This is a genomic window from Sphingomonas sp. PP-CE-1G-424, assembly GCF_004341085.1.
GTDB lineage: Bacteria > Pseudomonadota > Alphaproteobacteria > Sphingomonadales > Sphingomonadaceae > Sphingomonas.
Genome location: NZ_SLXW01000001.1, coordinates 1,008,062 through 1,020,576 on the forward strand (window position 1 = coordinate 1,008,062; position 12,515 = coordinate 1,020,576).

At 66.2% G+C, this 12,515-nt stretch carries 13 protein-coding genes; 7 read left to right on the top strand and 6 right to left on the bottom strand.

All coding sequences use genetic code 11. From position 1 onward, the window contains the following. The first annotated feature begins 180 nt into the window (after positions 1-180). The 4 genes from C8J43_RS04650 to C8J43_RS04665 are packed head-to-tail and all read left to right on the top strand — an operon-like array spanning position 181 to position 2,295. Entirely contained in the window at positions 181-483 is a 303-nt protein-coding gene (locus C8J43_RS04650) for a YggT family protein (protein ID WP_060526004.1), read from the top strand. Next, entirely contained in the window at positions 480-791 is a 312-nt protein-coding gene (locus tag C8J43_RS04655) for a DUF167 domain-containing protein (protein WP_243645402.1), read from the top strand. The genes C8J43_RS04650 and C8J43_RS04655 overlap by 4 nt, the downstream gene beginning before the upstream one ends. Then, positions 788-1,678 carry a bifunctional methylenetetrahydrofolate dehydrogenase/methenyltetrahydrofolate cyclohydrolase FolD gene (gene folD, locus C8J43_RS04660; protein ID WP_133029884.1) on the top strand — a complete coding sequence of 297 codons (891 nt, stop codon included), beginning with the start codon at positions 788-790 and terminating at the stop codon, positions 1,676-1,678. The genes C8J43_RS04655 and folD overlap by 4 nt, the downstream gene beginning before the upstream one ends. Continuing rightward, positions 1,675-2,295: a MarC family protein gene (locus C8J43_RS04665; protein ID WP_056053460.1), complete on the top strand. Its 621-nt coding sequence runs from the start codon at positions 1,675-1,677 to the stop codon at positions 2,293-2,295. Before folD ends, C8J43_RS04665 begins: the two co-directional genes overlap by 4 nt. A gap of 123 nt (positions 2,296-2,418) precedes the next feature. Here C8J43_RS04665 and C8J43_RS04670 read toward each other — a convergent pair whose 3' ends face one another. Further along, entirely contained in the window at positions 2,419-4,206 is a 1,788-nt protein-coding gene (locus tag C8J43_RS04670) for an AcrB/AcrD/AcrF family protein (protein ID WP_207893319.1), read from the bottom strand. A 124-nt stretch (positions 4,207-4,330) separates the two neighbouring features. Between C8J43_RS04670 and C8J43_RS04675 the strand changes: the two genes are divergently transcribed. Further along, a complete protein-coding gene (locus C8J43_RS04675; protein WP_200912556.1) occupies positions 4,331-4,756 on the top strand; it encodes a GtrA family protein in 426 nt (141 codons plus the stop codon). A gap of 28 nt (positions 4,757-4,784) precedes the next feature. Next, complete coding sequence (locus C8J43_RS04680) at positions 4,785-5,513, top strand: class I SAM-dependent methyltransferase (RefSeq protein WP_133029885.1); 729 nt, start codon at positions 4,785-4,787, stop codon at positions 5,511-5,513. 293 nt (positions 5,514-5,806) lie between these two features. Here C8J43_RS04680 and C8J43_RS04685 read toward each other — a convergent pair whose 3' ends face one another. Together C8J43_RS04685 and C8J43_RS04690 are read right to left on the bottom strand one after the other, a co-directional pair. Then, positions 5,807-6,829 (bottom strand): glycosyltransferase family 2 protein, encoded by a 1,023-nt coding sequence (locus C8J43_RS04685; protein ID WP_133029886.1) that lies wholly within the window; start codon positions 6,827-6,829, stop codon positions 5,807-5,809. A 47-nt stretch (positions 6,830-6,876) separates the two neighbouring features. Beyond that, positions 6,877-8,982 carry a bifunctional (p)ppGpp synthetase/guanosine-3',5'-bis(diphosphate) 3'-pyrophosphohydrolase gene (locus C8J43_RS04690; protein WP_133029887.1) on the bottom strand — a complete coding sequence of 702 codons (2,106 nt, stop codon included), beginning with the start codon at positions 8,980-8,982 and terminating at the stop codon, positions 6,877-6,879. Between the two features lie 169 nt (positions 8,983-9,151). On the opposite strand from C8J43_RS04690, the gene C8J43_RS04695 reads away from it, so the two are divergent. Then, positions 9,152-9,631: a helix-turn-helix domain-containing protein gene (locus C8J43_RS04695; RefSeq protein ID WP_133029888.1), complete on the top strand. Its 480-nt coding sequence runs from the start codon at positions 9,152-9,154 to the stop codon at positions 9,629-9,631. Between the two features lie 101 nt (positions 9,632-9,732). On the opposite strand, the gene C8J43_RS04700 is transcribed toward C8J43_RS04695, so the two are convergent. Genes C8J43_RS04700 through C8J43_RS04710 form a run of 3 tightly spaced genes read right to left on the bottom strand, consistent with a single transcriptional unit; the run spans position 9,733 to position 12,153 of the window. After that, complete coding sequence (locus C8J43_RS04700) at positions 9,733-10,155, bottom strand: thioesterase family protein (protein WP_133029889.1); 423 nt, start codon at positions 10,153-10,155, stop codon at positions 9,733-9,735. 1 nt (position 10,156) lies between these two features. Continuing rightward, positions 10,157-10,933 carry a sulfite exporter TauE/SafE family protein gene (locus C8J43_RS04705; RefSeq protein ID WP_133029890.1) on the bottom strand — a complete coding sequence of 259 codons (777 nt, stop codon included), beginning with the start codon at positions 10,931-10,933 and terminating at the stop codon, positions 10,157-10,159. Between the two features lie 11 nt (positions 10,934-10,944). Continuing rightward, positions 10,945-12,153 (bottom strand): LL-diaminopimelate aminotransferase, encoded by a 1,209-nt coding sequence (locus tag C8J43_RS04710; RefSeq protein WP_133029891.1) that lies wholly within the window; start codon positions 12,151-12,153, stop codon positions 10,945-10,947. Between the last annotated feature and the right edge of the window lie 362 nt (positions 12,154-12,515).

Consider the following 12,515-nt stretch of genomic DNA (forward strand, 5'->3'; position numbering starts at 1 on the left):
GGACCCAGAGTCACACAGGGTAGCCTTCGTGGCTCTGGATCCTGGGTCAAGCCCAGGATGACGGGGGCGGAGGGCGTCCAACGCGGCTCGAATCATCGGGCGCAGGCCAGCGACACCACAGGCCTTCTCGTTCTCCCTCGGCCACCTTATATCCGGACCACACCAGCGGAGACCCTTGCCTTGATCGCCCTTCTTCAGATCGTCCAGTTGCTGCTCAACCTCGTCTGGTGGGTCATCGTCATCCAGGCGGTGCTGTCGTGGCTGATCGCGTTCAACGTCATCAACACGCACAGCGATTTCGTCCGCACGGTGTGGAACGCGCTGCAGAAGATCACCGAGCCGCTCTATCGCCCGATCCGCCGCGTGCTCCCCGATTTCGGCGCGCTCGATCTGTCGCCGTTGGTCGTGCTGCTGATCCTCTACATCCTGACCAATATCGTCATCCCGAACATCGCGCAGAACTACCTCGTCGCAGCCTATTGATCGGGCCGACAGCCTGGCGGTCGGTCGATGACGGCCTCACGATCGCCGTCCGGGTAACGCCGCGGGGTGGTCGCGACGCACTCGCCGCCGGAACGCCCGAGCATTTCGCCGCGCGACTGGCAGCCGCCCCCGTCGATGGCGCCGCGAACGCCGGACTGGTCGCCCTCGTCGCCAAGACATTCGGCGTCTCCAAGAGCGCCGTCACCATCATCTCCGGCGAAACCGCGCGCCTGAAGCGCCTGCACATCGCCGGCGACTCCACTGTACTGGCGGAAATCGCGTCCGCGCTCTATGGGCCGCGGGCATGAGCGCGACCATCATCGACGGCAAGGCCTTCGCCGCCGGCCTCCGGGCCCGTATCGCAGACGGCGTCACCGCCTTTCGAGCAGAGGCAGGCCGCGCGCCCGGCTTGGCCGTCGTGCTGGTCGGCGAGGACCCCGCCTCCAACGTCTATGTCCGTTCGAAGGGCAAGGCGACGCGCGAGGCCGGGATGGAGAGCATCGAGCACCGGCTCCCCGCCGACGTTCCCGCCGAAGACCTGCTCGCGCTGATCGCAACGCTCAACGCTGACCCGACGATCGACGGTATCCTCGTCCAGTTGCCCCTGCCGAAGCATATCGACGAGCAGGCGGTCATCGCCGCGATCGACCCCGACAAGGACGTCGACGGCTTCCACCCGATCAACGCCGGGCGCCTCGCGACAGGGTTGCCCGGCTTCGTCCCCTGCACGCCGTTCGGCTGCGTGATGCTATTGAAAAGCGTGCTGCCGTCGTTGAGCGGGCTCGAAGCCGTCGTCGTCGGCCGCTCCAACATCGTTGGCAAGCCGATGGCGCAATTGCTCCTCCGCGAAAGCTGCACCGTCACCGTCGTCCATAGCCGGACGCAGGACGTCCCCGCGCACATCCGCCGCGCGGACATTGTCGTCGCCGCAGTCGGCATCCCGCAGATGATCAAGGGCGACTGGCTGAAGCCCGGCGCGACCGTCATCGACGTCGGCATCAACCGCACCGATGCCGGCCTCGTCGGCGACGTCGATTTCGCGAGCGCGGTCGAGGTCGCGGGTGCGATCACGCCGGTGCCGGGCGGTGTCGGGCCGATGACGATCGCCTGCCTGCTCCGCAACACGCTGGTTTCCGCAGGCCGTCGCGAAGGCGTCGCCATCGACGAGGCCGCACTGGATCGGACGGGCCTGTGATCGAGCTCTACATCTCGTCGCTGATCACGTTCTTCGTGGTCATCGATCCGCCGGGCTGCGCACCGATCTACGCCGGGCTGTCGGCCGGTGCCTCGACCGTGCAGAAGCGCGCGATGGCGATGCGCGCAGTCGGCGTGGCGGCGGCGATCCTGTTCGTGTTCGCGCTGTTCGGCGAGGCGCTGCTCAAGGGTCTCGGCATCAGCCTCGCCAGCTTCCGCATCGCCGGCGGCATCATGCTGTTCCTGATCGCGCTCGAAATGGTATTCGAAAAGCGCACCGAGCGCCGCGAGGACCGTGCCGCCAAGGTCGCGAGCGATCCCGAGGTCGAGGACGTCTCGATCTTCCCGATGGCGATGCCGATGATCGCTGGCCCCGGCTCGATCGCGTCTGTGATGCTGTTGATGAGCCGCAACAGCGGGCTCGAGCGCTCGGCCGTGGTGCTCGGCGCGATGGTGACGATCCTGCTGCTGACCTTGGTCGCGCTGCTCGCCGCCGGCCCGATCATGCGGATCCTCGGCGCGAAGATCGAGGCGGTGATCACACGGTTGCTCGGCGTGCTGCTGGCCGCGCTGGCGGTGCAGTTCGTGATCGACGGCCTGACCGAGGTGCTGCGCTAGCTCGGCCGTAACTCCAGTCGTCATCCCCGCGAAGGCGGGGACCCATACTGGCTGACCGTGCGATCTATCACTGATTTCAGAGGATATGGGTCCCCGCCTCCGCGGGGATGACGGCGGTGCGGTTCAGTCCACCTTGAACAACCGCAACGGCGACTTCGCCGGCAGCGGGAGCGACGTCAGCCACGCCGGCACCTCGTTATTCGCCATCTGCGCATAAAACCCCTTGGGACTGCGCGCCTTGTAGTTCGTCGACTCCGCCGCATTCGGGCACAGCAGCAGCATCGTCGCGCCATGCCGCTTGATGATCGCATGCGCCTGGTCGGGCGTCCCCCCGAACGCATGCTGGACGTCGAGGATCGCGTCGCCGTTGCGGTGATACGGCCCCGCGATCGCGTCGTGATGCGTGATCGTGATCAGCCGCGGCCCCATGTCGACGAAAGTGAAGATCGTCTGCGCGGGGTATTTGTTCAGCGCGAGCAGCACGGTCGTGCGCAGGCAGTTGCCCGTCGCCATGTTGACGCGCTTTTCATACGGCTTCGGCCGGTCGATCGGGAAATACTGGATCACCATTCCGGCAAACAGTCCCGACACGATCAGGAATGCACCGACCGTCCCCAGCACGCGCACCGCCACCGACCGGTTGCCGAGCAGCCGCGGCAGGATCAGCCACCCGAGCGCGGTCGCCCCCGGAATCGCCAGCAACTGCGCCGCCGGTCCGGCGCGAACCTGCCACAACAGCATCGCGCAGGCGAACGCGGTGAACAGCGCCACCGCCGCCCAGCCCACGGCCCGGTCGTCGCGACGCGCGCGCCAGGCGGCAAGGATCGCCCCGATCAGGCCGATGATCGGCAGCGTCGCCAGCGCGAACCCGACGCGGAAGCTGTGCTTGTAGATCGGCTTGGCCTCGCGGACGTTGTCCAGCCAGTTGCGCTGCAGTTCGGGCGAAATGCCCTCGGGCCGCCCCAGGCATTGCGGGAACACCAGCGCGAACCCCGCGACGATCGCCGCACCCGCGACCACCGCCAGCGCCAGCCGAGCGCCCCGCGACGCCGGACCGAACCGCGCCAGCAGGAACAGCAGCATCCCCGCCGCGATCATCACGCTCAACCACACCGGCGTCAGCGCATCGCAGCGCATCGCCTGATTGGCGTTCGACGCGAACAGCGCGAACCCCAGCGTGCTGCCCCCGCCGAGCGTCAGCGCATAGATCGACAACCGCTCGGCCTCCGACCGATCCCATACCCAGCGCAGCGCGATGATCGCCCCCGCCATCGCCGCATACGGCAGCAGCTCGAGCCCGATCGACAACGACACCGCGCTGGCGAGCCCGACCATCGCGCCACCACGTCGACCGTTCGTATCGCATAGCCCCGCGACCGTCAGGCTCAGCATGGCGAGCTGCCAGCCGTGATGATCGATCCGCTCGGGCATGAACATCAGCATGGTGCCGGTCGCGCCGACCATGATCACGACTGCGAGGGGCCAAGCGTAAGGGCTGATCAGCCGTCGTACGGTCGCGCCGATCCCCAGCATCGCGATTGACAGCGGCAGCAACGGCGCGATCCCGCAGGCCAGCCGCTCCGCCCAGCTGTTGCTGGTGAACAGGCGGAAGAACAGGATCAGCCCGGCGATCGGCAGGTCGACGATGCGGCTCCAGTGGATGTCGAACCCGACCGGCGGGTTCATCCGGTAATTGCGCAGATCGTACCAGCCCTGCCCGTCGAGCAGCGCACGGACCTGCATCAGCCGCATGTTGTCGTCGGTATCGCCGAGCGACAGCCAGCGGATCTGGCCCCAGCGATCGAACATCGACCACGCCGCCACCGCCACCCAGGCGAGCAGAGTCAGCGCGATCCAATGCCGGTCGAGTTCGTCCAGCAGCGTCCGCCGCTGAAGTGGTGCCTGATCCAAAACGCTTTCCTCCAGCCCGCACGCACTCTAGATGCGCGGGCGTATCTCAAGCGTCGCTCTATCGCGGTGTCCGTAAAGAACAAGGCACCGGCGCGATCGCCGGAGGGTAAAGAACAAGGCGGGCATGCAGGCGATTTGGCGACAGATGGAGCAGATGCGGGCGAGCGGCGTGCTCGGCCAGCTCGTGCGCTTCGGAATCGCCGGCGGGATTTCCAGCGTGGTGTATTCGCTCGTCTACCTGCCGCTGACCGCGTATGTCTTTCCGCCGCGCCAGGCGGTGGCGGCGGTGCCGTTCGCCTTCGTGGTCGCCGTCGTGGTCGGATTCTTCCTGCACAGCCGCTGGAGCTTCAAGGGGCACGCCAAGGAGCCGGGCGCCGGGCGGCATGTGAAGTTCGTGATCGTCCAGGGCGCAGGTCTGGCGCTCAACGCGCTGATCACGTGGGTCGGCACTGCGGTGTTCCACCTGCACCCGTGGATCCCGCTCGTCCCCGCCGTGCTCCTCGCGGCGATCGTGAGTTTCGTGCTCAACCGTCTCTGGGTTTTCAACTGATGCTGCCAACGAACTGGACGACTTACTGATGGACCGCATCGTCTACGACCGGATGGCCGCCCACGACTCCACCCACTGGTGGTACCGCGCGCGCCGCGACATCCTCGCCGATTACCTGACCCGCTACGGCGCGTTGCCGAAGGATGCGAAGATCCTCGAGATCGGCTGCGGCACCGGCCACAATTTGCCGATGCTCGCCGCGTTCGGCAGCATCGACGCGATCGAGATCGACCCGGCCGCGCGCGAGATCGCCAGCGAGCGCCTCGGCAAGCCGGTCGGCGCGGCCCCGTTGCCCGAACTCCCTGGCGTGCCCCGCGCGCACTACGACCTGATCGCGGTGCTCGACGTGGTCGAGCATATCGAGGACGACGTCGCCGCGCTGAAGGCGATGGCGGACTGCCTCGCACCCGGCGGCAAGATCCTGATCGCGGTGCCGGCGCACCAGTGGATGTGGAGCGCACACGACACCGTGAACCACCACCACCGCCGCTATTCGAAGGCCACGCTCAAGACCGCGATCGAGACGGCGGGCCTGAAGCCGGAAAAGCTCGGCTATTTCAACTCGCTGCTCTTCCCGCTGGCGGCGGTGGCCCGGATCGTCGGACGCCTTTCGGGTCGCGACGACAGCGACGACTCCCCGCCACCCAAGCTGGTGAACGCGCTGTTCGAGAAGATCTTCCGCCTGGAACGCCACATGGTCGGTCGCATGCCGATGACCCCGGGCGTCTCGATCGTGACGCTGGCGGTGCCGCGGTAAGCTTGCTTCGCGATATTCCCTTTTCCTAACCCGTTCGTCCTGAGCGAAGTCGAAGGACAGGCCTCGCGCGCAGGTGCTTCGACTTCGCTCAGCACGAACGGAGGGAGGAGGCAGGGCCCCTCCAACCACCACCCCGGCGAAGGCCGGGGTCCAATTGGGGGACGTCGCCAACTGAAGCCTGCGCTTCGTTACTGCGACCTTTCCAATTGGGCCCCGGCCTCTGCCGGGGTGGTTCGAGGATTGGGGTGGTTCGAGGATTGGGGTGGTGCGAGAATCGGGGTGAGCGGTGTTCGTCAGTCTGTGCGGATGGGAAGGGACGCGTCAGGCAACCGCACCACGTCGACCGGCTCCGCACGAAACCCGAGCGTCGCCTTCCCCTGGATCGGGCCCGCCACATCGGCGACGATATACAACGGCCGGCGCTTCGACTCGACGTACAGCCGACCGAGATACTCGCCGATCATCCCCAACACGAACATCTGCACCGCGCCCAGGAACACGGTGACGAGCATCGTCGAGGTCCAGCCCTGCACCGCGCTGCCCGAGAGCCAGCCGATCGCGATGTAGACGAACAGCAGCAGCGACACGCCGGTCAGTGCCAGCCCCGCGTGGCTGGCGAAGCGCAGCGGTGCGGTCGAGAAGCCGGTGACGGCGTCGAACGCGAGGCGGATCATCTTCGCCAGCGGGTAGTTCGTCTCGCCCGCGAGACGCTCGGCGCGATCGTAGGGGAAGGGCACCTGCTTGAAGCCGATCCAGGCGACCATCCCGCGGATGAAGCGGGCCTGCTCGGGGAGCGACAGGAACGCATCCAGCGCGCGCCGGCTCATCAGGCGGAAGTCTCCGGTGTCGAGCGGGATCGGGGTTTCGGTCATCCGCGTCAGCAGGCGGTAGAAGGCGGCGGCGGTGGCTTTCTTGAACACCGTTTCGCCCGCGCGCTGGCGGCGTACCGCGTAGACCACGTCGGCATGGCTTGCCGCCATCGCCGCGCGCATGTCGGACAGGAGTTCGGGTGGGTCCTGGAGATCGGCGTCGATGATCAGGATCTGCTCGCCGGCGCACAGGTCCAGGCCGGCGGTGAGTGCGAGCTGATGGCCGTGGTTGCGCGAGAGGTTGATCGCGACCAGCCGCGGGTCGGCGGCGGTGAGGCGCTGCATCACGGGCCAGCTGTCGTCGCGCGAGCCGTCGTTGATCAGGACGATCTCGTAATCGTCGCCGACCGCGACCTTGGCCGCGCCGGAAATGCGTGCATGCAGGATGTCGAGGCACGCCGCCTCGTTATAGCAGGGGACGACAATCGAAAGGGACGGACGGTTCATCGCCCCCGTCTAGCGCCCACCGCGCCCGCCGTCATCGTCGGATGTTTCTACACCCGCTCCACGGTGTGCACCGCATCCGCCGCGCGAAGGCCCGCCATCAGCCGCATCAATTGCTGCACGTCATGCACCTCGACGTCGATCTCGTTGGTGTGGAAGCTCTTGTCGCGCGTATCGAGCCGCAGATTGATGATGTTCGCCTTGTGCCCGCCGATGATCGTCGAGACGATGCCGAGCGAACCCGGCTCGTTCTTCACCATCACCGATATGCGTGCGACCGCACCCTCGGTTTCGTCGCCCCAGGCCACGTCGACCCAGTCGGTCTCGTTTTCCGATCGCTCGGCGAGTTCGGCGAGGACCTTGCAGTCGATCGCGTGGACCTCGATCCCGGCATCGGGCCGGCGCAACCCGACGATGCGGTCGCCCGGCACCGGATGGCAGCACGTCGCGAGATCGTAGGCGACGCCCGGCGTGAGTCCCTTGATCGAGATCGCGCTCGATTGCGGGGCCAGCGCATGCGTCACGTCCGCACCGGCCGAGCCCGGCATCAGCGCCTCCATCACCGCGGCATCGGACAGGGTTCGCCGCGCGATCGCGACCATCAGCGACGCATCGTCGGGCAGCTTCAGCCGTTTCAGCGCGTGGCTGAGTGCATCGGTGCCGATCTGCGCGGGCAGGCGGGTGACGATATCCTCGTACAGGGTCTGGCCGAGCGCGATCTGCTCGACGCGCTCCTTCTGGCGGAGGTGGCGGCGGATCGCGGCAAGCGCCTTGCCGGTGGTCGCGACGTTGAGCCATTGCGGCTGCGGCGACTGGCCCTTCGATCGCAGGATCTGGACCTGATCGCCGTTCTCGATCACCGTCGACAGCGGCACGACCCGGCCATTCACCTTCGCGCCGACGGCCTGGTCGCCGAGATCGGTGTGCACCGCGTACGCGAAGTCGATCGAGGTCGCGCCCTTGGGCAGCTGGATCAGCTCGCCCTTCGGCGTGAACGCGAAGATGCGATCGGTGTACATCGCCATCCGCGTGTGTTCGAGCAGCTCTTCCGGGCTCTCGGCGGTATCGAGGATCTCGACGAGATCGCGGATCCAGCTGACCTGGCGGTCGCTGCCGTTGATCTGCTGCTTGTAAGCCCAGTGCGCCGCCAGCCCGAACTCGGCCTGTGCGTGCATGTCGGCGGTACGGATCTGGATCTCGATCCGCGCGCTGTCGGCGTGGATCACCGAGGTGTGCAGCGAGCGATAGCCGTTGCGCTTGGGCGTCGAGATGTAATCCTTGAACCGGCCCGGCACCATCGGCCAGCGCTGGTGGATGATCCCGAGCACGCGGTAGCAATCCTCTTCGGTCGGCACGATCGCGCGGAACGCCATCACGTCGGACAACTGCTCGAAGCTGATGTGCCGCTCCGACATCTTCCGGAAGATCGAATAGGGATGCTTTTCGCGCCCCGAAATCTCTGCCTCGACCCCAGCGCGCGACAGCACCAGTTTCAGGCCTGACGCGATCTTGGCGATGCGGTCGCCGTCGCCCTGCTTAAGCTGTTCGAGGCGGCGATTGATCGATTCGGACGCTTCGGGCTCGAGCTGTTCGAACGCCAGCGACTGCATCTCGCGCATGAACTCGTACATGCCGATCCGCTCGGCGAGCGGCGCGTAGATGTCCATCGTCTCCTTGGCGATGCGACGGCGCTTCTCGGGCTTCGAGATGTGATGGAGCGTCCGCATGTTGTGCAGGCGGTCAGCGAGCTTCACCAGCAGCACGCGGATGTCGTCGGACATCGCAAGCAGGAACTTGCGCAGATTTTCGGCGGCGCGCTCGTTCTCGGTCTGCGCTTCGATCTTGCTGAGCTTCGTCACACCATCGACGAGGCGCGCGACCGAAGCGCCGAACAGTCGCTCGATCTCCTCGGGCGTGGCAACCGTATCCTCGATCGTGTCGTGGAGGATCGCGGTGGCAATCGTCTCCGCGTCGAGGTGCAGGTCGGTGAGAATACCCGCCACTTCTATCGGGTGGCTGAAATACGGATCGCCGCTCGCGCGCTTCTGCGACCCGTGCGCCTGCATCGAGAAGACATAGGCGCGGTTCAGCATCGCCTCGTCGGCGTCGGGATCGTAGTCGAGGACGCGATCGACCAGTTCATATTGGCGCAGCACGGACCGTAGATGGGGCCGGGCGGGGACTTTTGGCAACAAAAAGCGTCGCATCACTGTGATCTAGTGGCTGCGTCAGTCGTTCGCGGGCGGGGGGCATAACGCAGGATAAGCGGGGCGTTTCGCTTCGGCGGGTTATGCGGTACGCTCGCCGACGGACGAGGATGACGTGATGGGCAAATTACGCGAACCATTGCTGGAATGCAGCCTGCCCGCCGCGTTGGAGGCGATGGGCGAGCGCTGGTCGTTCCTGATCCTGCGTGCCGCCTTCAACGGCCTGCATCATTTCGAGGAATTCCAGTCGGAACTGGGGATTGCACGCAATATCCTGGCGAACCGGCTGGCGCGGCTGGTCGAGCATGGAATTCTGGAGCGGCAGCCTATCCCGGAGGATCGGCGGAAGATCGCCTACGGTCTGACCGACAAGGGCTTTGCGCTGTTGCCGACGATGATTGCGCTCAGGCAATGGGGCGAGCGATGGGAGACGTGCGTTCCGGCGTTCCCGATCTTGGTCGACGAACGCGATCGGCGGCCGTTGCAGCCGGTCTCGGTGCGGTCGCATGACGGGCGCGTGTTGGGGAAGGGGGATTTGATCTGGGCGCTTCCGGGAGAAGTCGCGGGGGATGGGGTGGAGGCTGAGGCGGCGGAGTAAAGTTTCGTCATCCTGACGAAAGTCAGGATCCAGGGTTACGGACGCCGGCCATTTATGGCTCTGGATCCTGACTTTCGTCAGGATGACGGCGGTAGGTCAGGTTAGGACGGTAGCGTTTCTAGCACCGTGCGGATTGCATTTGGGAGTGCCACCGGGCGGCCGGTCTCCAGGTCGACGTGCACGCTGACCATAGTGATGACGGTGTGCAATTCCCCCGTCTCTGCATGCGCGAGCTCGAACCGCTTGGTCAGGCTCGTCGTGCCGAGCTTCTCGATCCGCACGAACGCCTCGATCGCATCCCCGAGACGGAACGGCTTGAGGTAATCGATCTCGGTCCGGCGGACGTTGAACTCGGTGGTCGGCCACAGATCAGGCAGAGCCTCCGCGATCCCGGTCCATTCCCAGAACTCGGTCACCGCGACGTCGGCATATTCGAGATAGCGCGAGTTGAAGACGATGCGCTGGCCGTCGATCTCGGCATAGCGCACGCGGAACCTGGTCGAGAAGGCGAACCCTGACCGCATGTCAGAAGATCAGCTTCACGCCGACCAGCGCCAGCACGGTCGCGAGGACGGGGACCAGCACGCGGTCGGAGACGCGCGTCGCGATCAGGCTGCCGACGATGATGCCCGGTATCGACCCGATCAGCAGCGACACGAGCAGGTCGACGTCCACCGAGCCGAGGATCCAGTGGCCGATCCCGCCGAGCAACGTCAGCGGCACGGCGTGGGCGATGTCGGAGCCAACCAGCCGGTTGATCGGCAGCGTCGGGTACAGGATCAGCAGTGCGGTCATGCCCAGCGCGCCGGCGCCGACCGAGGTGAGCGAAACGAGCACGCCCAAGACTGCGCCGAGCAGGATCGTCAGCATCGCCTGCCGCTCGCCGCCGACCGCGCCGATCCGCGGGGTCAGCCACGCGACGATCTTGCCGCGGAAGAAGGTCGCAACCGCCGACAGGATCAGCGTGACGCCGAGCACAACGGTGATCGCATGGCCGGTGTCGGACGATTTCTCGCCGAGATGGTTGAGCACGAGCAATGTCGCGATCGCCGCGGGGACGCTGCCGGTGGCGAGGCGGCGGACGACCTGCCAGTCGACTGTACCGCGCCAGCCGTGGACCGTCGTGCCGACCGTCTTGGTCGCCGAGGCGTAGAGCAGGTCGGTGCCGACCGCGGTGGCGGGGTGGAAGCCGAAGACGAGCACCAGCAGCGGCGTCATCAGCGACCCGCCGCCGACACCCGTCAGCCCGACGATGAGGCCGACGAGCACGCCGGCCACCGAATATAACGGATTGATATCCACGCTGGCGAAGGTCAGCCAGCGCCACGCGCGGGCGTGTTGACGCCCATCGACTGGAGATATTTCTTCACGTTGCGCGCCGCCTGGCGGAGCCGCTGTTCGTTCTCGACCATCGCGATCCTCACATAGCCCTCGCCGTTTTCGCCGTAGCCAACCCCTGGGGCCACCGCGACGTGCGCGTGAGTCAGCAATTGTTTGGTGAACTCAAGGCTACCTAAGTGCGCGAGCGCGGGCGGGAGCGGGGCCCAGGCGAACATGCTCGCGCGAGGTGAGGGGATGTCCCAGCCGGCGCGGCTGAAGCTCTCGACGAGTACGTCGCGCCGCTTGTGATAGAGCTGGCGGTTGCGCTCGACGATGTCCTGCGGGCCGTTGAGCGCGGCGCAGGCGGCGGCCTGGATCGGCGTGAACGCGCCGTAATCGAGGTACGACTTCACGCGCGTCATCGCCGCGATCAGCGTCTTGTTGCCGACCCCGAAGCCCATCCGCCAACCGGCCATCGAATAGGTCTTGCTGAGCGAGGTGAACTCGATCGCGACGTCCTTCGCGCCCGGCACCTGGAGGATCGAGGGCGTGGGCTTGCCGTCGAAATACAGCTCCGAATAAGCGAGGTCGGAGATTACCCAGAGCTTGTGATTCTTCGCGAACGCGACGACGCGCTCGTAGAAGGCGAGGTCGACGACTTCGGCGGTCGGGTTCGAAGGATAGCCCATCACCAGCACCGACGGCGCGGGCACGGTGAACGCCATCGCGCGCTCCAGGCTCTCGAAATACGCTTCGTCGGGGGTGGTCGGCACCGCGCGGATCGTCGCGCCGGCGATAATGAAGCCGAAGGTGTGGATCGGATAGGACGGGTTGGGCGCGAGCACGACGTCGCCGGGCGCGGTGATCGCGGTGGCCAGACTCGCGAGGCCTTCCTTCGAGCCCATCGTCACGACGACCTCGGTCTCGGGATCGACGTCGACCCCGAACCGGCGGCCGTAGTAATTCGCCTGAGCTTTCCGCAAGCCGGGGATGCCCTTCGACTGCGAATAGCCGTGCGCGCTGGGCTTGCGCGCGACTTCGACGAGCTTCTCGATGACGTGCTCGGGCGGCGGCAGGTCGGGATTGCCCATGCCGAGATCGATGATGTCCTCCCCGCCCGCGCGCGCCGCCGCCCGCATCGCGTTCACTTCGGCGATGACATAGGGGGGTAAGCGTTTGATGCGGTAGAAGTCTTCGGACATGATCAGCCTCTAGCTGGAGGAGCGGGTGCTGTACCGCAGGCGAGCGGGGGCGTCACCCCAATCCCCGATTGCCGTCACCCCAGCGAAAGCTGGGGTCTCCCGGTTCGTGCCGCCCCCTTCGACAATTGGGATACCCCAGCTTTCGCTGGGGTGACGGAGTTTGTGTACGGTCCGCTACCCACACATCCTCCGTCATCCTGACGAAAGTCAGGACCCAGGGTTACGGGCAGTGGCGTTTGCGGCTCTGGGTCCTGACTTTCGTCAGGATGACGGGTGGGAATGTTGCGGGCGGCCCGCTTGAATCGACACGTCCTTCCGCCGAACCGGTGTCTGCGTTAAGCTCCCGAAAAAGCAGAGGATGC

What these genes read in the sequence shown, in the direction of transcription:
- folD (WP_133029884.1), top strand. Translation starts at nt 788, where the DNA reads ATGAGCGCGACCATCATCGACGGCAAGGCCTTCGCCGCCGGCCTCCGG.
- C8J43_RS04675 (WP_200912556.1), top strand. Translation starts at nt 4,331, where the DNA reads ATGCAGGCGATTTGGCGACAGATGGAGCAGATGCGGGCGAGCGGCGTG.
- C8J43_RS04680 (WP_133029885.1), top strand. Translation starts at nt 4,785, where the DNA reads ATGGACCGCATCGTCTACGACCGGATGGCCGCCCACGACTCCACCCAC.
- C8J43_RS04685 (WP_133029886.1), bottom strand. Translation starts at nt 6,829, where the DNA reads ATGAACCGTCCGTCCCTTTCGATTGTCGTCCCCTGCTATAACGAGGCG.
- C8J43_RS04695 (WP_133029888.1), top strand. Translation starts at nt 9,152, where the DNA reads ATGGGCAAATTACGCGAACCATTGCTGGAATGCAGCCTGCCCGCCGCG.
- C8J43_RS04700 (WP_133029889.1), bottom strand. Translation starts at nt 10,155, where the DNA reads ATGCGGTCAGGGTTCGCCTTCTCGACCAGGTTCCGCGTGCGCTATGCC.
- C8J43_RS04710 (WP_133029891.1), bottom strand. Translation starts at nt 12,153, where the DNA reads ATGTCCGAAGACTTCTACCGCATCAAACGCTTACCCCCCTATGTCATC.